This window comes from Actinoplanes sp. NPDC049118, from assembly GCF_040648555.1.
Lineage (GTDB): Bacteria > Actinomycetota > Actinomycetes > Mycobacteriales > Micromonosporaceae > Actinoplanes.
In genome coordinates this window covers 1-23,272 of the sequence record NZ_JBEZDY010000041.1, presented here as the reverse complement: position 1 = coordinate 23,272, position 23,272 = coordinate 1, and the positions used below count along the sequence as shown (strand labels likewise).

Annotated in this window: 23 protein-coding genes; 8 read left to right on the top strand and 15 right to left on the bottom strand. The window is 72.4% G+C overall.

The annotated features are described in order from the left end of the window. Window positions 1-49: 49 nt before the first annotated feature. The 4 genes from AB0B58_RS39400 to AB0B58_RS39385 form a co-directional block, all read right to left on the bottom strand. Window positions 50-1,603: an AMP-binding protein gene (locus AB0B58_RS39400; RefSeq protein WP_360235435.1), complete on the bottom strand. Its 1,554-nt coding sequence runs from the start codon at window positions 1,601-1,603 to the stop codon at window positions 50-52. A gap of 24 nt (window positions 1,604-1,627) precedes the next feature. Further along, window positions 1,628-2,839 (bottom strand): acyl-CoA dehydrogenase family protein, encoded by a 1,212-nt coding sequence (locus tag AB0B58_RS39395; protein ID WP_360235432.1) that lies wholly within the window; start codon window positions 2,837-2,839, stop codon window positions 1,628-1,630. A gap of 86 nt (window positions 2,840-2,925) precedes the next feature. Beyond that, window positions 2,926-3,708, bottom strand: coding sequence for a MaoC/PaaZ C-terminal domain-containing protein (locus tag AB0B58_RS39390; RefSeq protein WP_360235567.1), 783 nt, complete (start codon window positions 3,706-3,708; stop codon window positions 2,926-2,928). 32 nt (window positions 3,709-3,740) lie between these two features. Continuing rightward, window positions 3,741-5,054: a 3-oxoacyl-ACP reductase gene (locus tag AB0B58_RS39385; RefSeq protein ID WP_360235429.1), complete on the bottom strand. Its 1,314-nt coding sequence runs from the start codon at window positions 5,052-5,054 to the stop codon at window positions 3,741-3,743. Window positions 5,055-5,105: 51 nt separating this feature from the next. Between AB0B58_RS39385 and AB0B58_RS39380 the strand changes: the two genes are divergently transcribed. The 4 genes from AB0B58_RS39380 (at window position 5,106) to rraA (ending at window position 8,435) form a co-directional block, all read left to right on the top strand. Next, window positions 5,106-6,398, top strand: a complete 1,293-nt coding sequence (locus AB0B58_RS39380; RefSeq protein WP_360235426.1) for an acetyl-CoA C-acetyltransferase — start codon at window positions 5,106-5,108, stop codon at window positions 6,396-6,398. A gap of 70 nt (window positions 6,399-6,468) precedes the next feature. Then, on the top strand, window positions 6,469-7,083 hold the full coding sequence (locus AB0B58_RS39375; RefSeq protein ID WP_360235423.1) for a TetR/AcrR family transcriptional regulator: 615 nt from the start codon (window positions 6,469-6,471) through the stop codon (window positions 7,081-7,083). A 12-nt stretch (window positions 7,084-7,095) separates the two neighbouring features. Further along, on the top strand, window positions 7,096-7,878 hold the full coding sequence (locus AB0B58_RS39370; RefSeq protein WP_360235420.1) for a hypothetical protein: 783 nt from the start codon (window positions 7,096-7,098) through the stop codon (window positions 7,876-7,878). Window positions 7,879-7,964: 86 nt separating this feature from the next. Next, window positions 7,965-8,435, top strand: coding sequence for a ribonuclease E activity regulator RraA (gene rraA / locus AB0B58_RS39365; protein WP_360235417.1), 471 nt, complete (start codon window positions 7,965-7,967; stop codon window positions 8,433-8,435). A 34-nt stretch (window positions 8,436-8,469) separates the two neighbouring features. Here rraA and AB0B58_RS39360 read toward each other — a convergent pair whose 3' ends face one another. Genes AB0B58_RS39360 through AB0B58_RS39330 form a run of 7 tightly spaced genes read right to left on the bottom strand, consistent with a single transcriptional unit; the run spans window position 8,470 to window position 16,008 of the window. Beyond that, window positions 8,470-9,504, bottom strand: a complete 1,035-nt coding sequence (locus tag AB0B58_RS39360) for a putative sulfate exporter family transporter (RefSeq protein ID WP_360235414.1) — start codon at window positions 9,502-9,504, stop codon at window positions 8,470-8,472. Next, window positions 9,501-11,054 (bottom strand): long-chain fatty acid--CoA ligase, encoded by a 1,554-nt coding sequence (locus AB0B58_RS39355; RefSeq protein WP_360235411.1) that lies wholly within the window; start codon window positions 11,052-11,054, stop codon window positions 9,501-9,503. The genes AB0B58_RS39360 and AB0B58_RS39355 overlap by 4 nt, the downstream gene beginning before the upstream one ends. Then, window positions 11,051-11,605 carry an alpha/beta hydrolase gene (locus tag AB0B58_RS39350; RefSeq protein WP_360235408.1) on the bottom strand — a complete coding sequence of 185 codons (555 nt, stop codon included), beginning with the start codon at window positions 11,603-11,605 and terminating at the stop codon, window positions 11,051-11,053. Before AB0B58_RS39350 ends, AB0B58_RS39355 begins: the two co-directional genes overlap by 4 nt. Before the next feature lie 29 nt (window positions 11,606-11,634). Then, the gene (locus AB0B58_RS39345) at window positions 11,635-12,969 is read right to left on the bottom strand and encodes an MFS transporter (RefSeq protein ID WP_360235405.1); all 1,335 of its coding nucleotides are present in this window, start codon (window positions 12,967-12,969) and stop codon (window positions 11,635-11,637) included. A 53-nt stretch (window positions 12,970-13,022) separates the two neighbouring features. Next, window positions 13,023-14,075: a 3-keto-5-aminohexanoate cleavage protein gene (locus AB0B58_RS39340; RefSeq protein ID WP_360235400.1), complete on the bottom strand. Its 1,053-nt coding sequence runs from the start codon at window positions 14,073-14,075 to the stop codon at window positions 13,023-13,025. 27 nt (window positions 14,076-14,102) lie between these two features. Beyond that, window positions 14,103-14,993, bottom strand: a complete 891-nt coding sequence (locus AB0B58_RS39335; protein ID WP_360235397.1) for a TauD/TfdA family dioxygenase — start codon at window positions 14,991-14,993, stop codon at window positions 14,103-14,105. Window positions 14,994-15,018: 25 nt separating this feature from the next. Beyond that, window positions 15,019-16,008: a quinone oxidoreductase gene (locus tag AB0B58_RS39330; RefSeq protein WP_360235394.1), complete on the bottom strand. Its 990-nt coding sequence runs from the start codon at window positions 16,006-16,008 to the stop codon at window positions 15,019-15,021. Window positions 16,009-16,124: 116 nt separating this feature from the next. Here AB0B58_RS39330 and AB0B58_RS39325 point away from each other — a divergent pair, with 116 nt between their 5' ends. Next, the gene (locus tag AB0B58_RS39325) at window positions 16,125-17,138 is read left to right on the top strand and encodes an AraC family transcriptional regulator (protein ID WP_360235391.1); all 1,014 of its coding nucleotides are present in this window, start codon (window positions 16,125-16,127) and stop codon (window positions 17,136-17,138) included. 3 nt (window positions 17,139-17,141) lie between these two features. On the opposite strand, the gene AB0B58_RS39320 is transcribed toward AB0B58_RS39325, so the two are convergent. Together AB0B58_RS39320 and AB0B58_RS39315 are read right to left on the bottom strand one after the other, a co-directional pair. After that, window positions 17,142-17,879 carry an ABC transporter permease gene (locus tag AB0B58_RS39320; RefSeq protein ID WP_360235388.1) on the bottom strand — a complete coding sequence of 246 codons (738 nt, stop codon included), beginning with the start codon at window positions 17,877-17,879 and terminating at the stop codon, window positions 17,142-17,144. Beyond that, on the bottom strand, window positions 17,860-18,771 hold the full coding sequence (locus tag AB0B58_RS39315) for an ABC transporter ATP-binding protein (RefSeq protein WP_360235385.1): 912 nt from the start codon (window positions 18,769-18,771) through the stop codon (window positions 17,860-17,862). Before AB0B58_RS39315 ends, AB0B58_RS39320 begins: the two co-directional genes overlap by 20 nt. A gap of 84 nt (window positions 18,772-18,855) precedes the next feature. On the opposite strand from AB0B58_RS39315, the gene AB0B58_RS39310 reads away from it, so the two are divergent. Then, on the top strand, window positions 18,856-19,440 hold the full coding sequence (locus AB0B58_RS39310; protein ID WP_360235382.1) for a TetR family transcriptional regulator: 585 nt from the start codon (window positions 18,856-18,858) through the stop codon (window positions 19,438-19,440). On the opposite strand, the gene AB0B58_RS39305 is transcribed toward AB0B58_RS39310, so the two are convergent. Then, window positions 19,409-19,945, bottom strand: a complete 537-nt coding sequence (locus AB0B58_RS39305) for a hypothetical protein (RefSeq protein ID WP_360235379.1) — start codon at window positions 19,943-19,945, stop codon at window positions 19,409-19,411. The two genes, AB0B58_RS39310 and AB0B58_RS39305, sit on opposite strands and share 32 nt — an antisense overlap. A 68-nt stretch (window positions 19,946-20,013) precedes the next feature. On the opposite strand from AB0B58_RS39305, the gene AB0B58_RS39300 reads away from it, so the two are divergent. Together AB0B58_RS39300 and AB0B58_RS39295 are read left to right on the top strand one after the other, a co-directional pair. After that, entirely contained in the window at window positions 20,014-20,889 is an 876-nt protein-coding gene (locus AB0B58_RS39300; protein WP_360235376.1) for a LysR family transcriptional regulator, read from the top strand. A 120-nt stretch (window positions 20,890-21,009) separates the two neighbouring features. Continuing rightward, window positions 21,010-22,431, top strand: coding sequence for a WGR domain-containing protein (locus AB0B58_RS39295; protein ID WP_360235373.1), 1,422 nt, complete (start codon window positions 21,010-21,012; stop codon window positions 22,429-22,431). A gap of 85 nt (window positions 22,432-22,516) precedes the next feature. Here AB0B58_RS39295 and AB0B58_RS39290 read toward each other — a convergent pair whose 3' ends face one another. Then, entirely contained in the window at window positions 22,517-22,984 is a 468-nt protein-coding gene (locus AB0B58_RS39290) for a hypothetical protein (protein ID WP_360235370.1), read from the bottom strand. Window positions 22,985-23,272: the final 288 nt, after the last annotated feature.

Genomic DNA, 23,272 nt, shown 5'->3' with positions numbered 1-23,272 from the left:
CACCATGCCGCATGGAGTGGATCATGCGCTACCCCGTCGCTCCGGCCGATCACGACGTCGGGCCGGCGCGGCGGGGCAGGTCGCGGGTCAGGACCTTGCCGGTCGCGTTGCGCGGCAGCGACGGGAGGAACACGACGTCGCGCGGTACGCAGAAGCGCGCCCGGTGCCCGCGCACGTGGTCCCGGACCTGCTCCGCGGTGAGCGCCTCGCCGGGTTGCACCACCAGGTACGCGGCCAGCCGCCGGCCGTACTCGGCGTCGTCGACCCCGATGACGGCGACCTCGCGAACCTGGGGGAGGTCGGCGAGCAGGTTCTCGACCTCGGACGGGAAGACGTTCTCGCCGCCGGACACGATCATGTCGTCCTCGCGGCCGTCGACGAAGAGCCGCCCGGCCGCGTCCAGGTGGCCGAGGTCGCCGGTGGCCAGCAGGCCGTCGCGCAGCTCCCGGGAGTTGCCGTTGGTGTAGCCCTCGAAGAGCATCTCGTTGCCGACGAACAGCCGCCCGGGCGTGCCGGTGGGCACCGGCTCGCCGGCCGCGTCGAGCACCGCGACCCGGGTGCCGTGCGGGGGCCGGCCGGCCGTGTTCGGCGCGGCCCGCAGGTCGGCCGGGGTGGCGATCGACGCCCAGGAGACCTCGGTGGAGCCGTACAGGTTGTAGAGGACGTCGCCGTACCGGTCCATGAACCGGGTGGCCAGCCCGCCGGGCAGGGCGGATCCGCTGACCGCGACCACCCGCAGCGGCGGCCGGGGCCCGGCCGGCAGCATCTCCATGAGCTGCTGCAGCATGACCGGGACGGCGATCAGGGCGGTGCACCCGTTGCGCACCATCGCGGTCAGCGCGTCGGCCGGCTCGAACCGGCGGCGCAGCACGACGGTGGCGCGCAGCGCCAGCGCGATCTGCAGCCCGGCGTAGCCCCAGGTGTGGAACAGCGGCGCGGCGATCAGCACCCGCTCGCCGGCCTGCAGCGGGATCCGGTCGATCAGCGAGCAGAGCGGGCCGAACCCGCCGGGCGTACGCCGAAGGGCGCCCTTGGGCACGCCGGTGGTGCCGGAGGTCAGCACGATCGTGCGCCCCTCGCGCTCCGGCGGCCTCAGCTCGCCGGGCGGGGCCTCGGCGATCAGCTCACCGAGCCGGGCCTCGCCGATGCCGTCGAGGCCGTCGGGCAGCTCGAACTCGTCGTCGTGGATCAGCGTCCGGAGCCGCTGGTCGTGTGCGACGGCGATGAGCTGAGGCCCGGACAGCCCGGTGTTGATCAGCACCGGGTCGGCGCCGAGCGAGGCGACCGCGACCAGGGTCTCGATCATGCCGGCGGAGTTGCGGCAGAGCAGCCCGACCCGGTCGCCGGGACCGACGCCGGCCGCCGCGCGCAGGCCGCGGGCCAGCCGCTCCGCCCCGTCCAGCAGCTCGCGGTAGGTCAGGCCGCCGCGTTCGTCGACGACGGCGACCCGTCCGGGCTCGCGGGCGGCGGCCTGCCGGAGCTCGCCGGCGAGGCCGAAGCCCCACCGGCGCAGCGCGGCGAGCTGTCTCACCACGTCGGCCGGCGGGGCGGGACGGAGCAGTCCGCGCCGGGCCAGGGTCGTCAGGAGGAACGGGACAGCCATGCCGGTGTCACCTCCACCAACGGCTCAGCGGATCGGCATGCCGGAGATCGCCCGGGAGATGACCAGCCGCTGGATCTCGGATGTGCCCTCGAAGATCGTGTAGATCTTGGCGTCGCGGTACATCCGCTCGACCGGGTGTTCGCGCAGGTAGCCCGCGCCGCCGAGGATCTGCACCGCCTTCTCGGTGACCGAAACGGCCACCTCGCCGGCCTTGAGTTTCGACATCGAGCCCTCGCCCGCGGTGAACGGCCGGTCGTTGCGGCCCATCCAGGCGGCCCGCCACACCAGCAGCCGGGCGGCGTCGATCTCCGTTCGCATGTCGGCGAGGGCGAACGCGACCGCCTGGTTCTCGATGATCGGCCTGCCGAACTGCACCCGGGTCCGGGCGTAGTCGAGGGCGTACTCGTAGGCGGCCCGGGCGATGCCGATCGCCTGTGCGCCGACCGCCGGGCGGGACAGCTCGAAAGTGCGCATGGCGGCCTGCCGGCTCGCCCGCTGCCCCGACCGGGCCCGGGCCAGCCGCTCGTCGAGCGCCTCCTTGCCGCCGAGCAGGCAGCTGCCGGGCACCCGTACGCCGTCGAGGAAGACGTCGGCGGTGTGCGAGGCCCGCAGGCCGAGCTTCTTGAGCTTCCGGGTCGCGGCGAGGCCCGGCGTGCCGGGCGGTACGACGAAGGCGGCCTGGCCGCGCGAGCCGAGCTCCGGGTCGATCGAGGCGGTGACCACGTGGACGTTGGCGATGCCGCCGTTGGTGGCGTACGCCTTCTGCCCGTCGAGGACCCATTCGTCCTTCGCCTCGTCGTAGACGGCCCGGGTGCGTATCGCGCCGACGTCGGAGCCGGCCTCCGGCTCGGTGGTGCAGAACGCGCCGAGCTTGGGGTCGGCGGCGTCGCCGAAGCACTGCGGTACCCACTCGACGAGCTGGTCCGGTGTGCCCGAACCGTAGATCGCGGCGACCGCGAGCGAGGTGCCGGAGATCGCCATGGCGATGCCGCCGTCGCCCCAGAACAGCTCCTCGTTGGCCAGCGGCAACGAGAGGCCGGTCGGATCGGACCAGGTGTTGGCCAGGAACTCGAATCCGTAGAGGCCGATCTTCGCCGCCTCCTGGATCACCGGCCAGGGCGTCTCCTCGCGCTCGTCCCACTCGGCACCCGCCGGCCGGACGACTCCCTCGGCGAAGCCGTGGACCCACTCGCGCAGGTCGCGCTGCTCGTCATTCAGGTCGAGCCAGAACTCCATGGCAGACCAGGCCTCCCGGCGGTTCGTAGAGTTATTACTCGCCGGTAACGCTACGGACACGTACGTGGGCCCGCAAGAGCTGTGCGTCAATGCGGCGCGGCGACCGAGCCGGTCAGGTGCACCCGGTCGGTGCCGGCCGAGAGCACGGAGAAGTCCCAGCCCTCGCCGGCCGGCGTCGCGGCGAAGCCGACCGTCGCCGGCAGCGGGATCGGCGGCCCGAAGGCGACGTCCACGCTGTACTGCGCCGGCAGCCGCCCCTCGAGGGCCGCGAGGCAGCGCGCCTTGCTCCACATGCCGTGCGCGATCGGGCGCGGGAAGCCGAACAGCCGCGCACCCAGCTGCGAGGTGTGAATCGGGTTGTGGTCGCCGGAGGCGGCCGCATAGTCGGTGCCCACCCGCGCCGGTACCGTCCAGCGCGCGGACGGTACCGGCCGGGCGGGCCGGTCACCCCGGTCGCGTCGCTCGCGCTCGCCTTCCCTGCGGAGGTACGTGGAGACGCCGCGCCAGGCCTCCTCGCCGTCGGCGACGGCGGTGGCGACGATGTCGAACTGCCGTCCGCGGTGGTGCGGCCGCAGGCCGGCCGCGTGCACGGTGAGGTCGAGCGGGGTTCCGGCGTGGATCGGCCGGCGCACCGTGATGCGGTTGACGACGTGCACCAGCCCGGCGAGCGGGAACGGGAAGTCCGGGGCCGACATCAGGTGCAGGGCGAGGGGGAAGGCGAGGACGTGCGGGTAGGTGGCCGGCAGCGTGTCGGTCAGTCGGAAGCCGCACACCCGGTCGTACCGGGCGAGGTGCCCGCGGTCCACCGTCACCACCCGGCGGGCCGGTTCGGCCTCGGGCAGCGTCGTGGGCCGGCGCCGGGGGAGCAGGGCGAGCGCGGTCCGGGCGGCCGGCACGCTCCTCACGCGCCCAGCAGGCTCTGGCCGCAGACCCGGACCACGTTGCCGGTGACCGTGCCGGAGCCGGGCGAGGCGAACCAGGCGATCGTCTCCGCCACGTCGACCGGCAGGCCGCCCTGCGCCATGCTGTTCATCCGGCGGCCGGCCTCGCGCAGCAGGACCGGGATCCGGGCGGTCATCGCGGTCTCGATGAACCCCGGTGCGACCGCGTTGACGGTGATCCCGCGGTCGGCCAGCAGCGGGGCGGTGGACCGCACCAGGCCGATCACGCCGGCCTTGGAGGTGGCGTAGTTGGTCTGGCCCCGGTTGCCGGCGATGCCGGCGATCGAGGCCACCGCGACGATCCGGCCGCCCTCCCCGAGCAGCTCGCGCTCCAGCAGCACCTCGTTGATCCGCTCCTGGCTGGACAGGTTGACGTCCAGCACCGAGTCCCACCGCTCGGCGTCCATCCGGGCGAGCGTCCGGTCGCGGGTGATTCCCGCGTTGTGCACCAGCACGTCGATGCCGCCGCTGAGATGGGCGGCCAGTCGCTCGGCGGCGCCCGGCGCGGTCAGGTCGAGCTGCAGGGCTCGCCCGCGCACGTCGTTGGCCACCCCGGCCAGGGCGTCGCCGGCGGCCGGGACGTCGAGGGCGATCACCTCGGCGCCATCGCGGGCGAGCACCCGGGAGATGGCCGCCCCGATGCCCCGCGCCGCGCCGGTGACCAGGGCGGTCCTGCCGTCCAGCGGGCGCTCCCAGTCGGCGGGCGCGGTCACGGTTCCGGCGCCGACCCGGATCACCTGGCCGGAGACGTACGCCGAGCGGCCGCTGAGCAGGAAGCGCAGCGTCGACTCGATCGCCGCCTCGCCGCCCGGCGCCACGAGGACGAGCTGGGCGGTGCTGCCGTGGCCGAACTCCTTGCCGATGCTGCGGACCAGCCCCTCTAGGGCGCGCTGCGCGGTCGCCTCCCGCGGCGACCCGCACGCCTGCTCCGGGGTGCCCAGCACCACCACCCGGCCGGATTCGAGCAGCGAGCGGGCCCGCGGGTGGAAGAAGTCGTAGAGGGCGCGCAGGCCGGCCGACTCGGTGACGCCGGTGGCGTCGAAGACCAGCGCGCCGTAGCGGGTGCTCTCGGCGGCGGACTCGGTCACGTCGAGCAGCTTGCGGACCGGGTCGGCGAGCCGGCCGCCGGGCGCCGCGCCCAGCAGCACCGGCCCGGGCGTGAGCGGGTCGCCCGGAACATGGCGCCGCAGCCGGGGCGGGTCGGGAAGCCCGAGCCGCCGCACCAGCGTCCGGCCGAGGTCGGAGTTCGCGAAGCTCGCATACCTGTCGCGCACGGGCGTAGCCTACCCGCGGGTAGGTCATTAGCAACGCAGCTGGAGGAAGTCGTGCAGTCCGTGCGCCGCGTCGCCGTCGTCGGCGGAAACCGCATCCCGTTCGCCCGGTCCGGTGGCCCTTACGCGCAGGCCTCCAACCAGGACATGCTCACGGCCGCCCTGGACGGGCTCGTCGCCCGGTACGGCCTGGCCGGGGAGCGGGTCGGCGAGGTGGTCGCCGGCGCGGTGCTCAAGCACTCCCGCGACTTCAACCTCACCCGTGAGGTGGTGCTCGGCTCCCGGCTGGATCCGCGCACCCCGGCGTACGACATCCAGCAGGCCTGCGGCACCGGGCTCGAGGCCGCCATCCTGGTCGCCAACAAGATCGCACTGGGTCAGGTCGAGGCCGGCATCGCCGGCGGGGTCGACACGACCTCCGACGCGCCGTTGCAGCTCAACGAGGACATGCGGCGGGCGCTGCTGGAGCTCAACCGCGCCCGTACGCTCGGCGCCCGGCTCCGGGCCGTCGCACGGCTGCGCCCGCAGCAGGCGTTCCGGCCGGAGATCCCGCGCAACGCCGAGCCGCGTACCGGCCTGTCGATGGGTGAGCACGCCGCCGTCACCGCCGCGCGGTGGAACATCGACCGCGAGTCGCAGGACGCGCTGGCGCTCGCGTCGCACCAGCGCCTCGCGGCCGCGTACGACCGGGGCTTCTTCGACGACCTGGTCACGCCGTACCTGGGGGTGACCCGCGACCAGAACCTGCGGGCCGACACCAGCCTGGAGCGGCTCGCGCGGCTCAAGCCGGTCTTCGGCGCCCGCGGCCCGGACGCCGCCCGCGCCACCATGACCGCCGGCAACTCGTCGCCGCTGACCGACGGCGCGTCCACCGTGCTGCTCTCCTCGCAGGAGTGGGCGCGGGAGCGTTCGCTTCCGGTGCTGGCCTACCTCACCGACTGCGAGACCGCCGCCGTCGACTTCGTGCACGGCGACGAGGGCCTGCTGATGGCGCCCGCGTACGCGGTGCCGCGGATGCTCGCCCGCAACGGCCTCACCCTGCAGGACTTCGACTTCTACGAGATCCACGAGGCGTTCGCCTCGCAGGTGCTGGCCACCCTGGCCGCCTGGGAGTCGCCGGAGTTCGCCAAGGAGCGCCTCGGCCTGGACGCCCCGCTCGGCCCGATCGACCGGGCCCGGCTCAACGTCAACGGCTCGTCGCTGGCGGCCGGACACCCGTTCGCCGCGACCGGCGGCCGGATCGTGGCGAACCTGGCCGGGCTGCTCGCCGAGAAGGGTTCCGGCCGGGGCCTGATCTCCATCTGCGCCGCCGGCGGCCTCGGTGTGGTCGCCATCCTCGAACGCTGACCGGGCAGGAGTTTGCCCGAAGCCATCGACGGGTATTGACGTCTATTCCGGAATGATGTGTCATTCATCAATGGCACGCACCGCGGAACCCGGTCGTCGCGACGCGATCCTGGACGCCGCCCACGCCGTCTTCGCCCGCAAGGGCTACGCCGCCGCGGGCGTCGCCGACCTCGCCGGCGAGCTGGGCATCGGGCACGGCACGGTCTACCGGTACTTCGGCAACAAGCGCGACGTGGCGGCGGCCGTCCTCGACCGGGCGCTGGGGCGCATCGCCGAGGTGGTCGCCGCGGAGTCCCCGGACACCACCGGCAGCCTCGCCGAGTACCGGGCCCAGGTGTGGCGCATCGGCCACCGCCTGTACGAGCTCTTCGCCGCCGACCCGGCCCTGGGCCGGCTGGTCTTCTTCGACCTGGCGACCGTCGACGAGCAGCTGCGCGAACGCCACCGGGAGGCGCTCGACCGTTTCGCCGACTACACCGCCGCCTACCTGCGCAACGGGCTGGAGCGGGGCTTCCTCCGCGGCGACCTCGACGTCGACGTCACCGCCCGCGTGGTCAACGGAATGGTCTTCGAGGGCGCCGCCCAGGTGGCTCGCGACCCGACCGCGGTGGCGCTGCGCGACGCGTGGATCCGGGCCGTGGTGACGCTGATGTTCGACGGTCTCGCCCGTACCGACCCGTCCTGAAGGGAACCAGCCATGGTCCAGGTCGACGTCTTCTGGTCGTACGCCATCGGCGCCGGCTGCGGCGCCGCCGCCGCGTGCGCCTCGCTGCGGGAACCCGCCCGCGAACCGCTGGACGACCGGCGGTTCACCGTGACGGTGCTGTTCCTCGGCTGCGTGTTCGCGCCGAGCGGGATCTGGCTGCTCTGGCGGTTCCCCGGCTGGGAGACGATGCACGCGGCGGGCGCGCACGCGGACCTGCCCGGCTGGCTGGTCGCCGCGTTCGCGGTCACCAACATCAGCCAGGGCGTCGTCGGCTATCTCGTCGCGCGGGAGCTGTGGCGGCGCGGCCACCACTACCTGTCCTGGCTGCAGATGCCGCTGGGCTACCTCGCGATGTTCTTCGTCCTCGCATACGGCTGGGACGGCACCGGGTACCGCCGGTTCTTCGCACCCACCACCGCCGACTGGCGTACCGGCGGATTCGACCCGGCCGCCTTCCTCACCAGCGACGTGGCGCTGACCCTCTACGCCATGGGTGTGGTGCTGGTGCCCCTGCTGCTGTGGATGGAGGCGGGCTGGTGGTCCCGGGGCCTGCGGTCGCCGGACGCGCCGGGGCCGGCCCGGCTCACCGGGCTCGTGCTGATCGCGATCTTCGGCCTCGGGCTGGGCACGGCGGTCGGCGCCGCGGCCCTGCTCACCCTGCTGGGTCCGGCCGCCGGGACGGTCGCGGTCGCCGTGCTGGTGTCGGCCGTGCTGCACCCCAGGGGCGCGGGCGGGCTGCTGGCCCGCCCGTTCCTCGCCGGTGCCGCACCCTGACGCCGATGGTGCCGCACGCAACATCGCCGGTGCCGCCGCCGACGTTATGCTCGCGCTGCGCTCGGCCGCCATCCGGAAGGAAGATCATGGACAACACCGCGGACCTCTACGACAAGTACGGCGAGGAGCTCGGGTCCTGCGACACCCAGCTGCGCCAGTACGGTGGCGCGGCCGCGTTCCACGGTCCGGCGGTCACCGTGACCTGCTTCGAGGACAACGCGCTGCTCAAGTCCGTGCTGACCGAGCCCGGTGCGGGCCGGGTGCTCGTGGTCGACGGCGGGGGTTCCGTGCACACCGCCCTCATGGGCGACATCATCGCCGGCCTGGCCGTGGAGAACGGCTGGGCCGGTGTGGTCATCAACGGCGCCGTCCGCGACGTCGCCGCGCTGCGCGCGCTGCCCATCGGGATCAAGGCGCTCGGCTCCAACCCGCGCAAGAGCGCCAAGACCGGCGCCGGCGAGCGGGACGTGGTGATCGAGTTCGGCGGTTGCCGGTTCACCCCCGGCGCGCAGGTCTTCAGCGACGACGACGGGATCGTCGTGCTCGCCGACAGGTGAACCCATTTTCGACGTGGCCGGGGCGGGCGGCCGCTCAGCCACGGACGACGAGCAGGGTGGCGCCGAGCGCGAGGGCGGTGACGAAGAGCGTCGACGCCGCCGCGACCACGATGGAGACCCTGCTCCGGCGCACCAGCGAGGCGAGGTGCACGCAGCTGCCCATGCCGAACAGGGCCGCGCCGAGCGCGGTCACCTGCAGCGTGCCGATCCAGCCGAGCGCCTGCTGCGGCACGACTCCGGCGCTGCGCAGGCCCGCGCAGGCGAGGAAGCCGAGGACGAACAACGGGATCAGCGGTGGGCGGGCGGTCCCGCCGCCGGCGTGGGGTGCGCGGAGCCGGCGGACGACGCTCACCCCGGCGACGACCGGGGCCAGCAGCAGCACCCGGGTGAGCTTGACGATGACCGCGACGGTGACGACGGCCGCGCCCGCCGGGCTGGCGGCGGCGACCACCTGGCCGACCTCGTGCACCCCCGCGCCGGTCCACACGCCGTACTGCACGTCGCCGAGGCCGAGCGGCGCCCGCAGCAGCGGGAACGCCACCAGCGCGATCGAGCCGAACAGGGTGATCATCGCGATGGCGGCGGTGACGTCCTCGTCGTCGGCGCCGGCGGCGTCCTCCATGGCGGCGATGGCGGACGCGCCGCAGATCGCCACCCCGGCGCCGATCAGCAGGCTTCTCGGTCCGCCCAGCCGCAGCCGGGTGCCCAGCCACGTGGTGAACACGACGGTGGCCAGCAGCGTGCCGGCCACGACGGCGATCACCGGGGCGCCCAGCGCCATGACGGCGCCGATCGACACCGAGAATCCCAGCAGCATCACGCCGGCCCGCAGCAGCCTCCTGGTCAGCCCGGCGATCGCGGCTCGGCCGCGGGCGGGCAGCAGGTTGAGGTTGGCGGCGGCGACGCCGAGGGCGACCGCCCAGGTGAGCATGCCCACCTGTGGCACGAGCCGGTGACCGAGGGCCGCGGCGCCGAGGCCGGCGGCGAGGACCAGCAGGGCCGATACGGCCGGGTGCGGGGACCGGTGCGGTGGGGCGGAAACGGCGACGTTGACGCATCCGCTGGTCACCGACCGGTCAGCTCTCGTTTTAGGATCTTGCCGGTCGCGGTCATCGGCAGCGACTCGACGAACTCGACCAGGCGCGGGTACTTGTAGGCGGCCATGTTCTCCCGGCACCACGCGATGAGCTCGTCCTCGGTGACGTCCCCGCCGCGGATGACGAAGGCCTTGACCTCCTCGCCGAGGCCGTCGTGGGGCACGCCGACGACCGCCGCGAGGGAGACGGCCGGGTGCGTCAGGAGCACCTCCTCGATCTCGCGGGGGTACACGTTGAAGCCGCCCCGGATGACCATGTCCTTGGCCCGGTCGACGATGTAGTAGAAGCCGTCGCCGTCGCGGCGTGCCAGGTCGCCGGTGCGGAACCAGCCGTCCCGCATCACCTCGGCGGTCGCCTCCGGCCGGTCGTGGTAGCCCTTCATGATGTTGTGCCCGGCGATGGCGATCTCGCCGACCTCGTCGGTGCCCTCGATCGTCTTCCACTCGGGGTCGATCAGCTTCACCCGTACGCCCCAGATCGGCACGCCGATCGAGCCGGGGCGCGGGTCTCGCTCCGGGTCGCTGAAGGTGGCCACCGGCGAGGTCTCCGACAGGCCGTACCCCTCGAGAATCCGGACCCCGAACCGCTCCCCGACCTGCCGGATGATCTCCACGGGGAGCGACGCCCCGCCGGAGACCGCCACCCGCAGGTTGCGGGCGATCTCCGCCACGTCGACGTCCTCGTCGAGGGCGCCGAGCAGTCCCCAGTACATCGTCGGCACGCCGGCGAAGAAGGTGATCTTCTCCCGTTGCAGCAGCCGCACCGCCTCGTCCGCCTGGAACCGCGGCAGCAGCACCAGCGTGGAGCCGACCGCGAAGCCCGCGTTCATCTGCACCGTCGAGCCGAACGAGTGGAACAGCGGGAGCGTGACCAGGTGCCGCTCGTGCTCGGTGGCGAGGCCGCCGAACAGGCGGTTGCAGGTGAGCGCGTTGAGCACCAGGTTGGCGTGCGACAGCTCGGCGCCCTTGGGCTGCCCGGTCGTGCCGCTGGTGTAGAGGATGACCGCGGTGTCGGTCTCGCTCGTGGGCACCGTGTCGAAGGTGCCGCCGCGGCCGGCGAGCGCCCGCCCGAGCGTCTGCGCACCCTCGATCGGCGAGTCGGCGGCGGGGTCGGTCGTGATGAGGAAGAACTGCTCGCACCCCTCGGTCCGCCCGAAGCCGGCGAAGCCTTCGGCGCCCATCGGCAGCTCGGCGGTCCCTTCGAAGCAGAGGTACGCCCTGGCCCCGGAGTCGGCCAGGTGGTACGCGATCTCCCGGCTCTTGAGCAGCACGTTGAGGGGCACGACCACCGCGCCGGCCTTGAGGATGCCGTAGTAGGCGATCGGGAAGTACGGCAGGTTCGGGCAGGACAGGGCGACCCGGTCGCCCGGCCGGATGCCCCGGCTCGCCAGCAGTTCGGCCACCCGGCCCGCGGCCGCGTCGAGTGCGGCGTACGAGAGCCGGGTGTCGCCGAGCACGACCGCGTCGCGGCCCGGGTGGCGGCGGGCGCTGTCCTCCAGCAGGGTGGCCAGGTTCAGGGTCATCGGGGTGCCTCCGGGTGGTCGAGTTCCTTGATGAGTGGTTCGGCGCCGGGCCAGTCGCCGTAGCCGGACGCGGGGTTGAGGTGGCCGACGGCGCCGAGCTCGCGGTAGCGGCTGCCCCAGGCCTCGGCGAGGGCCCGGATCAACGCCGGATCGCCGAGCGGGTCGTCGGCGCTGGCGCCGACGATGCTGGGGAACGGCAGCGGGTGTCGCGGTACCGGCAGCCAGCCGAGGGCGGCCAGTTCGGACAGGGGCGGGTACTCCGCGGGCAGCGGTGCCGCCAGATCCGGCGGGGTGGCGAGCAGGGCGCCCCGGATCCGTCGGGCGGCCCCGGCGTGGCGGGCGGCCCAGTGGACGGTCGTGATCACGCCGGCGCTGTGCGCGACGATCACCACGGGTCCGTCGGTCGCCTCGATCGTCCGGTGCAGCGCCGCCACCCGCTCGTCCAGGCTCGGGTTCTCCCGGCCGAGCGGCGGGACGCCCCGCACGTTCGGCAGCGCGTGCGCGAGCCGGGTCTGCCAGTGGTCCTTCACCCGCCCCCGGAGCCCGGGCACGGTAACGATCACCGTGCCCGGGCCGCAGGTCACGCCGGCCCCCCGTCCGTGGTGCCGGTCGTCGCAGCGGGCTCGAGCCGCCGGATGCTGGCGGGGTAGGCGCGCCGCCCCAGGAACAGCAGGACGACGGCGACCACGGCGGCCAGCGGGACGTACCTCATCGCGGTCTGCAGGCCGACCCGGTCGGCGAGAATGCCCGTGATGACCGGGCCGGCGGCCAGGCCGAGGACGCTGTTGAAGAAGGTGAGCGTGCCGAACGCGGTGGCCCGGATGGACTCGTGGGTCAGCCCGGCCACCATCGCCCCGGTGGGTCCGGTCGTGCCGGCGGCGAAGAAGCAGCCCACCGCGAGCAGCAGCATCTGCGGGCCGCCGGGCTGTACCGCGAAGGCGGCGCCGAGGAAGACCAACGTCACGGCGGCGAACGCGATGGCGGTGGTCCACTTGCTGACCGGCCTGCTCCGCCCGGCGCGGTCTGTGATCATTCCGCAGACGATCATGCCGGCGCCCATGATCAGGATGAACAGCGCGGCGACCTTGGCGGCGGAGTCCGGGGCCAGCCCGTGCGCCCGGTTGAAGTAGCTGGGCAGCCAGGCGAACAGCGAACCGGCGATGAACAGCTGCACGCCGCCACCGAGGTACGCGAAGACCACCGCGGGGGTGGAGAAGAGCGTGGTCAGGCGGGCGCGCCGGTGCCCGGCGGCCAGCGCCGGCCCGGCGCCGGGCGCGTCGTCGACCTTGTGCGCGGTCAGCCTGCGCTCGGTGATCACGCCCCAGTAGAGGCCGGCGAGCACCAGGCCGAAGATGCCCATCACCGCGAACGCCCAGCGCCAGCCGAACTGGACGGCGAGCACGCCGCCGAGCGCGACGCCCAGTACCGAACCGAACGAGCCCGCCGCCATGAACGCACCGGTGAGCGAGGCCCGTCGGCGCGCGGAGAAGACCGCGAGGACGACCGCGAGACCGACGCTGCCGTACGCGGCCTCGCCGACTCCGATCATGAGGCGGGCCAGGAGCAGGTGACCATAGCCGGCGGCGAGCGCGCAGCCCAGCGTGGCGAGGCTCCACACGACGGCCATGACGACGATCGCCCTGACCCGTCCCCAGCGGTCGCCGACCAGCGACAGCGGCACCGCCAGAACGCCAACGGTCAGGGCGACGATGCTGGTCAGGCTGCCCAGCTGGGTGTCCGTGAGCCCCCACTCCTGCTTGAGGAACGGGAAGACCGCCGACAGGACCTGCCTCGACATGTAGTCCGACAGCAGCAGGCCGAAGGTGAGCGCGAAGACGACCCACGGAAAGACCCGGTAGAGCCGGGCGGGAGGTGCGGCCGGGGCCGCGACGGCCGGTCTGACTTGTATGGCCATGATCGCTCCAAGAATGAGCCGGGGTGGGGTTTACCAGATCGTGGAGGGAACGCTCAGGAGTGGAAGGTGAAGCCCAGCTGGCCGGGGCGGCGGTTCGGCGGGAAGCCGAGCTTCGCCAGGGCCTCGTCGGGGCTGTCCCAGTACTCGCCGATCCTGTAGATGTCGCGGGCTTCCTTGCCGTCGGCGACCTTGCGGCCGAGCTCGCCGGCGATGCGGACGAGCTGCTCGACCTGCTTGACGGAGGTCATCTTCTCGCCCTTGGCGTACCAGAGGTTGTCCTCGTTGCCGCAGCGGGTGTGCAGGCCCATGGCGATGGCCATCGTGTTGATCGGCAGCACGGCGCGCATGATGGATTCCAGGGTCAGGCTCGCGCCGTCCGGCACCCGGCGGATGAAGTCCATCATGGTGTAGGGGTTCGGGCCGTCGAAGCCGCCGCCGATGGCCACCCAGCTGATGTTGAGCGGGCCGGTGTAGATGCCGCGGCGGACCAGGCGTTCGACGGTCTCCAGCTGGGCGCTGTGTGCGAGCTGGAAGTGCGGCTGGATGCCGGCCGCACGCAGCCGCTTGAGGTGCTCCTCGACCCAGGCCGGCTCGGCCGGGACGACCATGTTGCGGAATGCCTCGTGCAGTGCGGGCCGCTCGAAGGAGGTGCCGGCGATGTCGTCGGCGGTCATCAACTCGACGATGTTCATCTGGCTGGTGTTGATGGCGATGGTGACCTGGTCGGGCGCCGGGTCGAGGGTGGTGAGCAGGTGCCGGGCCTCGTCCTCCAGCCACTTGGCCGCTTCACCGTCGTTCTCCGGGGTGAAGGAGATCGAGCCGCCGATCTGCAGGATCATGTCCGGCACGGCCTCGCGGATACGACCGAGCAGCTCGTTGAACATCGACATCCGCTTCGAGCCCTTGCCGTTCAGCTCGCGTACGTGGATGTGCAGCACGGTGGCGCCGGCGTTGTAGCAGTCGACCGCGGCCTGTACCTGCTGGTCCATCGTCACCGGGATGTCCTCGGGGAAGTCGCCCGGTTCCCATTCCGGCCCGTAGGGCGCGGCGGTGATGACCAGCTTCTCCTGGGTTTCGGGCCACAGCGAGTCGTCGAGGAAGTGCATTGGGGGTCTCCTGTCCTAGGTGGAAGGTCAGAACGTCTTCTCGCCGATGACCCCGGCGCGCTCCATCTTGCGAACGGCGGGCCAGTAGTCCTGCACGGCGTAGTGTTGGGTGCTGCGGTTGTCCCAGATGGCGAAGCTGTTCGGCGTCCAGCGCCAGCGCACCTGGTACTCGGGTACGGCCGCCTGGCGGATGAGGTAGTTGAGCAACTCGCTGCCGCCGGGGGAGTAGTCGAAGCCGAAGCGCACGTTCTTCGGGGTGTGCAGGTTGGTGAGGTGCGTCGTGAACGCGTTGACGAACAGCACCTTCTCGCCGGTCTCGGGGTGGGTGCGCACCACCGGGTGCTCGGCGTCCGGGAACCGCTCGTGCAGCGCCAGGCGCTGCTCGATCGGCAGGTTCGCGCCGAACGACGCCTCGATGCTGTGCCGCGCCCGCAGGCCGGCGATGCGTGCCTTGACGTCCTCGGGCAGCCGCCGGTACGCCTCGGCCATGTTCACCCAGATCGTGTCGCCGCCGACCGGAGGACCCTCGACCATCCTGAGCACGCAGCCCATCGGCGGGGCCTCCCGCCAGGTCGCGTCGCAGTGGTACGCGTTCTCGTAGTGCTCCGCCGGGCTGTCCAGGTCCTTGTAGATGCGCACCAGGCCGGGGTGGTCGGGGTCGCTGCCGGCCATCGGATGGTCCTCCAGCGACCCGAACCGCTCGGCGAGGGTCACGTGCTCGGCCCGGCTGATGTCCTGGTCGCGGACGAACAACACTTTGTGGCGCAGCAGCAGCGCCTTGAGCTCGGCGAAGAGGTCGTCGCTGTGTGCGACCTCGGCCAGGTTCACGCCGCGCAGCTCGGCGCCGATGTGCACCGTCAACGGGTGCGCCTCGAACGAGCCTACGGTCGCGGCGGTCTCGGCGATGGTGTCCTGCATGTGAGCCTCCCTGGGATTCGGGATGTCAGTAGGTGGTGGCGGGGAGCGTGAAGACCGAGGAGCCGATGCTGCGGCCGGACTCCAGGTCCCGGTGCGCCTGCACGGCGTCCTCAAGCGGGTACCGCTGATTGATCTGGATCTTGATCCGGCCCGTCGAGACGTGGTCGAAGAGCTCGCCCGCCAGGGCCGCCCGCTCGGTCCCGTCGGCGATGTAGTCGGCCAGTGCCGGCCGGGTGACGAACAGCGAGCCCTTGATCGCCAGCTGCATCGCGTCGATCGGTGGTACGGCGCCGGATGCCGTGCCGAAGCAGACCAGCAGCCCTCGGCGCCGCAGCGAGCTCAGGGACTGGTGGAACGTCGTCGCGCCGACGCTGTCGTAGACCACCGGCACGCCGGCGCCGCCGGTCAGCTCGCGTACCCGGGCGGCCACGTCCTCGCGGGTGTAGACGATGGTGTGCGCGCAGCCGTGAGCCCGGGCGACCTCTGCCTTCTCGTCGGTGGATACGGTGCCGATCACGTCGATGCCCAGCAGGCTCGCCCACTGGGTGAAGATGAGGCCGACGCCGCCGGCCGCGGCGTGCAGCAGCACGGTGTCGCCCGGCGTCAGCGTCGTGATGCGCCTCAGTAGGTAGGCGGAGGTCAGCCCGCGCATGGTCATCGCGGCGGCGGTCTCGAAACCGATGTCGTCCGGCAGCTTGATCAGTGGCGCCGCGGACATGACCCGTTCGGTGCTGTACGCGCCGAGCGGGCTGCCGGTGTAGGTCACCCGGTCCCCGGCGCCGAACCCGGACACGCCCGCGCCGACCGCCTCGATGACGCCGGCCGCCTCGACGCCCATTCCGGCGGGCAGCGCGGCGGGGTAGAGGCCGCTGCGGAAGTAGGTGTCGGCGAAGTTGAGCCCGACGGCGTGGTGCCGGAGGCGGACCTCGCCGGGGCCCGGTTCACCCACCTCGACCGATTCGCACTGCATGACCTCCGGGCCACCGGGCCGGTCGAAGCGGATGGCCTTCGCCACGTGTTGCCTCCAGGGGATGCGCTGTCGTGATGCAGGCAACAGTAGGCGTGATGCCCGCCACATGCTTTACTCCAGGGGACACATTCCTTATCCCTCAGGGACACTTGGATGGTGTTTTGAAGCCTTCTATCCGGTATGCATCACTCAGCGGCTATCTGCAGCTCACCCAGTCATTCGGCGTTGACCCGGCCACCCTGATGCGCGCCGTCGACCTCGATCCGGCCGATCTGGCCACGCCCGACAGGTGGGTGCCTGCGGTCCGCGTCGCGCGGCTGCTGGAGCTGTCCGCCCGCGCCTCGGGCCACGCCGACTTCGGGCTCAAGCTCGCCGAGTACCGCCGGCTGTCGACGCTGGGACCGCTGAGCCTCGCACTGCGCGGCGAGAACACCCTCCGTGACGCGCTGGGCCTGCTGATGCGTTACGAGCACACGTACAACGAGGCGCTACGGATCCGGGTCGTGGAGACCGAAGGGCTCGCGTCCCTCCGGATGTGGTTCGAGCTGGGCGAGCCGGCGCCCTCGACCCAGGCGGAGGAGCTCGCGGTCGGCGCGCTGCACGGCATCGTCCGCGAGGTCCTCGGCGCGCGGTGGCAGCCTCTAGCGGCGTGCTTCTCGCACGCCGCCCCGGCGGACGTCGAGACGCACACCGCGCTGTTCGGCGGACGCGTGCATTTCGGACACGCCTTCACCGGCCTGGTGCTGTACGCGAAGGACCTCGACGCGCCGAACGTGCTCGCCGGTCCCGAGTCCGGTGGGCACCTCGACGAGCTGCTCACCTCGCTGGCCGCGCCGCGGGGCCTCACCACCTCGGACCGGGTCCGGGACCTCGTGGAGGTTCTGCTGCCGACCGGCCGCTGCGGCGTCGATGAGGTCGCGCGCACCCTGGGCATGGACCGGCGGACCCTGCACCGGCGCCTCGCCGCCACGGGGGAGACCTTCACCTCGATGGTCGACGTCGTGCGTGCCGGTCTCGCCGAGCGCTACCTGTCCAACGACCGCTACCGGCTGACGGAGATCTCCGACCTGCTCGGCTTCGCCGCGCCGAGCGCCTTCTCCCGGTGGTTCCGCCACCGGTTCGGCGACAGCCCCAGCCAGTGGCGCGCGCGCCGCGCGGAACTGCCGGCGGCCTGACCCTCAGTCGCGCCGGGTCATCACCCGCAGCGTGACGGCCAGGCCGGCTGCGCACCACGCCGCCAGCACCAGGAACGGCCGCGCCGCGATGCCGTGCGGCGGCGAGGTGAGGGTGTCCCGGACCGCGTCGGCCATGTACTCGAACGGCAGCACCCGGTGTATCGCCTGCAGCCACCCCGGTAGCCGGTCGGCCGGGAAGTTGATCGGCGAGAACATCAGCGCGATGAAGACGATCAACTGCGTGACCAGGTTGGTGACCGGCGGCGTGGCGGCGTACGCGATCGCGAAGCCGATGGTGGTCGCGGTCAGCGCGACCAGCAGCATGGCGGGCGCGGCCGCCCAGCCCACCCGCAGGGTGAAGTCGAAGCGCAGCGCCGCGACCAGCAGTCCCAGGATCAGCCCCGGGGCGCCGACCACCAGCCAGACGGTGACGTCCGCGCCGAGGACCGCGGTGCGCGGCACCGGCAGCGTCTGGTTGTAGGCGAATGTCCCCTCGGTCTTCGCGGTGGCGACGAGCTGCGGCGCCATCACCATGCCGATCGTGATGAGGCCCAGGGTCGGCGCCCCGGTGGACAGGTAGCGGGCGGTGGCCGGGTCGACCTGCGGCAGCAGGAACGCGAAGCCGATGACGATCCCGACGGACAGGAAGATCTGGATGATCAGGACCAGGGGCAGCAGGTACCGCAGCCGGATCGCCGACCAGCGCAGCAGAAGAAGGTAGCTACGGAACCAGTGCCGCATCGCGGTCGACCTCCGGGTCGTCGGACAGCGCGAGGTAGACGTCCTCGAGGCTGACGGGGTTCAGGGAGAAGCGGGCGGTGAGCGACTGCGCCCAGGCGACCGCGCGGTGCGCGTCCTCCCCGGCGACGGTGACGGTGAGGCGGTCGCCCTTCCGGCCGGTCCGCAGCGCCCAGGCCGGTAGCGGGGGATCGGCGGGCAGGGTCAGCTCCAGGCTCATCTCGCGGCCGGCGGCAAGCGTCGCCGGCGTGCCCGAGGCGGCGACCCGGCCGCCGGCGAGGACCACGACGCGGTCGATCGCGCGCTCGGCCTCGGCGATGTTGTGGGTGACCAGGACGACGGCGCGGCCGTCGGCGGCCAGCGAGCGCACCTGCTCCCAGAGCAGCCGGCGGCGCACCGGGTCCACGTCGTTGGTGGGCTCGTCGAGCATGACCAGGCCGCCGGGCTCGACGATCGCCATGCAGAACGCGGTGAGGCGCCGCACGCCGCCGGACAGCCGCTCGCCGGGCCGGTCGGCCCACTCCTCGATGTCCAGCGCGGTGAGCAGCTCGGCGGTGCGCCGCCGCACCGCCCGGTGGCCACCGCCCCGGATCCGCCCGACGATCTCGATCGCCTGCCGGGTGGTGACGCCGGTGAGCGGCGCCTGTGCCTGCGGCTGGAAGGAGCAGACCGAGCGCGCCCAGGCGGGCTCCGCGACCGGGTCGCGGCCGAGCAGGGTTATCCGGCCGCCGGTCGGGCGCACCAGGCCGACGACCTGGCCGAGCAGGGTGGTCTTGCCGGCGCCGTTGTGCCCGAGCAGGCCGAGCACCTCGCCGGCGGCCGCCTCCAGGGTGATGCCGTCGTTGGCCCGGACGCCGCGGCGGTAGACCTTGGTCAGGTTGTCGATGTGCAGCATGGTCGCCTCACATACCCGTTGGTATTCGAATACTGATTAGTATCTGGATACCGCATCGAATGTCAACGGGGTAGATTCGGCACCATGACCGAGCGACTCACCCGGGTGCAGCAGCAGGCGGTCACCCGCGCCCGCCTGCTGGACGCCGCGGAGACCCTCTTCGGCGACCGCGGGATCCACCAGACATCGCTGGACGGGATCGCCGCGGCCGCGGGCCTGACCAAGGGCGCCATCTATGCGAACTTCGGCAGCAAGGGCGACCTGATCGCGGCGATCCTGGAACGCAAGCTGGGCGCCGACGAGCCGGAGCCGCCGAGCGCGTCCCTCGCCGCCTGGGCCGGCCGCCTCGGCGACACCTACGAGTCCGCGGTCGACCGTCCCGAGATCCGCCGTTTCGCGCTGGCGTTCGTCGAGCTCTGGCTCTACGGCATGCGGGACGGGTCCGCCCGGGCCCCGCTCGCCCAGTGGCTGCAGAGCGTTCGTGACGCGAACGCGAGGGAGGCGGCCGAGCTGGCCGACGACCTTCCGCTCCCGGCGGACCAGCTCGCCGCGGTGCTGCTGGCCCTCGACATCGGGGTGTCGCTGCAGCGGCTGCTCGACCCGCGGGCGGTGCCGGTCGAGGTGTACACCGCCGGCCTCAAGGCGATCCTGGGGCGCGGCCCAGCGTGACCGCGGTCCGGAGGCTGCGCACGATCGCGGCCTCCGCCGCCGGCCAGGTCGCGGTGTGCCGCACCCAGTCGGGCGGCGGCGCGGGCTGCGGCCCGAAGAGGTACCGGTGCGCGACGACGCCGCGCAGCGCCCGGTGCACGTCGAGCCGGTCGTCGACGAAGTGCGTGATCCCCAGTTCCGCGCAGTGCACGGCCTTGTCGGGCCGAGCGAGGCAGAAGCGGACGTTGTGCCGGGACATGCCGGTGCGGGCCCAGAAGTCGTGGTGGTCGAGCCACTGCCGGGAGCGGCGCTGTACCCGTTCGCCGCACTTGGACACCAGCCACACCCCCTCGAAGCGCGGCACGAGGCGCGACAGCGCGTCGAACGCGCCGGGCACGGCCGGCGTCGCCAGCATCCGGGCGGTGTCGCTGCCGAAGAACTGGGTGTCGCTGCTGCCGGATACGACGCCACCGCCGATGATGACCCGGCCGATGTCGACCCCGAGCCGGATGCCCTGTGTGTTCATACGATCAGCCTGGCCCTCGCTGAGCTACAACAGAACTATCGATGTCGGCGTGACTATAGTTTGCCGTTATGGATGAGCGTGCGGTCTCCGCCGACGCGCTGGCGTCGTTCGCCGTGTTCGCCGATCACCTGAACTTCACGCACGCCGCCGCGGAACTGCACATCTCCCAGCCGGCGCTGCACGTGAAGATCCGCAAGCTGGCGCAGGCCCTGGGGCGGCCGCTCTATCACCGCAGCGGCCGGCGGCTGGTGCTCACCGCGGACGGCGCGGCGGTCGCCCGGTTCGCCCGCGCGCACGACGAGCGGCTCGCGCACTTCCTGGCCGAGTTCGCCGGCGTCGCGCCCAGCCGGCCGGTGGTGCTCGCCGCGGGCCAGGGCGCCTACCTCTACCTGCTCGGCGACGCGATCCGGGCCGCGCTGGCCGAGGAGCCGACCCGGCTGCGCCTGATCAACTGCGATCACCGGCAGATGCTCGCCACCGTCCGTACCGGACAGGCGCACCTCGGCGTCGGCGTGCTCGCCGCGCCGCCCGACGATCTGACCGCCGTCGAGCTGGCGACGTTTCCGCAGGTGCTGCTCGTGCCGGAGGGCCATCGGCTGGCCCGGCGCCGGTCGGTGGCGCTGCGCGACCTGGACGGTGCGAGCCTGATCCTCCCGCCCCGGCCCCGGCCGCACCGGACGCTGCTGGAGCGGGCCCTCGGTGCCGCCGGCGTGGACTGGACGGTCGCCGTCGAGGCCGAGGGCTGGCCCCTGATCACGCACTTCGCGGCCCTCGGCGTGGGTGTCGCGGTCGTCAACGGCTGCGTGCCGGCGCCGAGCGGGCTGGTCGCCCGGCCGGTCACCGATCTGCCGCCGGTCACCTATCACGCGGTGCACCTGCCGGCGGCCCTGTCCGACCCGAGGGTCGCCGGCCTGCTGGACCGCCTCCGGCCTCGCGCGCGCTGACCCGTCCGCTACCGTCGCGTGTCGACAGTGGACCCGGTGGGAGAAATGTCGCACCCCGTCGCTACGGTCCCTCCATCGATGCGCCCAGCGCGCCGCAACCCATGCTGAAAGGTGGCTCCGATGCCAGCCGACACGACGTACCTCGAGCTCTCGGAAGACGCCGGGAGCGCGCACAAGTTCTATGAGGTGGCCGTCGACGGCACGGACGTGACCATCCGCTACGGGCGGATCGGCGAACGCGGCCAGGTCAAGCAGTCGTCCTTCACCAGCGCCGACAAGGCGAAGGCCGAGGCGTCGAAGAAGATCGGCGAGAAGATCCGCAAGGGCTACGCCCCGGCCGTCCCGGGGGGCCGGCAGAGGCGCGCCGTCTCCCGGCGGCAGATCGTCAGCACCCGCTCGACGGCCACCCGGGCCCCGATCCTGTGGCGTTACGCGTCCGGCAGCCCGGCGTTCGGCATCTTCGTCGACGACGACGTCTGCATGGTCGGCAACGAGAGCGGTCTGATCACGACGCTCAGCCACGACGCCGAGGTGGTGCGGCAGTTCCGCCTGCCCGAGGGCGTCAAGTGCATCGTCGCCGACGACGGCTGGATCTATGCCGGCTGCGATGACGGCAACGTCTATGACCTGTCCGGCAAGGTGCCGCGCATGGCATACCGGATCGCGCCCGAGATCGACATCTACTGGCTCGACATCCACGACGGCGTCCTCGGCGTCTCCGACGCCGACGGCGGGATCTCCGCGATCGACCACGAGGACGAGTTCCTGTGGCAGCGGCCCGGGCGCGGCAACTCGGCCTGGATGGTCCGCTGCGACGCCGACGCCGTGCACCACGGCCACTCCGGCGGCGTCACGAGCTACGACTGGCGCACCGGCCGCGAGTTGTGGCACACCGCCACCGGTGCGGTCCTGTTCGGCTGGCAGGAGCGCGCCACGCTCTACGCCGGCACGGCGACCCGGCAGATCGTCGAGCTGGGCAAGGACGGCGCGCACCGGCAGACCTACCGCTGCGACGCCCCGGTCTACTCGTGCGCCACCGCGCAGAACGGCCGCTACGTCTTCGCGGGGGACAGCGCGTCGTCGATCTACTGCTTCGACACCGACGGCACCCGGCTGTGGAAACTGGGCACCGGCTGCGGCTCGGCCTACTCGATGCAGTACCGCGCCGAGCGCCTATACATCGTCACCACCGACGGCTCGCTGGCCTGCATCGACGCCGGCGAGGACGCGATCCGGTCCGCGGTGGGCGGCACCATCCCCCAGGCGATCGACGTGAAGGCGCCGCCGCGCATGCCCGCGGTCGCACCGTCCAGCACGGTCGAGATCGTCCACGACGTCGCGGACGGCGTGCTGGTCGAGTGCATCGAGGACGGCGGTCGGCTGCGGGTCCGGGTCGTGTCGTCCGGCTACCACCAGGACTGGCAGGTCCAGTTCCCGAAGGGCATCCGCGAACGCGGCAGCCGCTACGTGGTGACCGGCGTCCGGCCGGCGAGCCGCGGCGGCTTCTACCGTGCCTACGGCGAGATCCGCCGCCTGCTCTAGCTAGGCCTCGATCCGGCGCGCGCACGCCGGCGTCCCGCGCCTTCCGGAACGGGACGCCGGGCCGGATGTCAGCCGGTGCGGCCGGTCAGCTCACCCAGAGGTCGAATGTCACCTTGGCGTTGGGGCCCAGGTCACTGTCGATCCCACACTCCAGTTCCGGCGGTGTGTGGCAGGTGAAGTCGTTGTCGACCTGCCACGGGTTGCTCCAGTAGAACTCCACCTTGCCGAATTTCGTCCGGTAGGTGGCGCTGGCCTCGGTGCCGCCCTCGAATTCGTCCGAGATCGAGGCGAAGTACGCGATCTTGAATGCTTTGATGGCGTATGGCGGGGCGATCGTCCATTCCCCTTCCGCGGCGTCGGCGTCGTCCAGGTTGAGCCGCACGTCGGTGTGGTTCTTGACGGTGACGGAGACGCTGCGCTCGCCGTCTCCTTCGTGCTCGGCGGGTGTGGCCTGGGCGGTACCCGGCAGCGCCGTGACCAGCGCGGCCGCTGCCATCGCCACGACGGAGCCGGTGGCACGCATCAGCGAGGCGCGGGAACGGGACAGGTTCATGCTGTCTTTCCTCCTGGGTCTTGGATCCGGCCCTCACGTTTCAGGCGACCTCGGCCGGTCGCCGCTGAGCCGTGCCCAGTATTGCGTATATCTTTCGCATCTCTCCCATAAACTGATAGATACAGATATACCGGACGATTAGCATCATTCTCTTATGTCGGACCGTTCGCCGTCCGATGTCGACATTGGTTCCGGCCGGGGGGCCCGGCCACCGCGGTGGCCGTCATCGACGACGGCCAGCCCTACGGCGTGGGCATCGTCGACCGGATCAAGGCCGGTCTCGGCTCG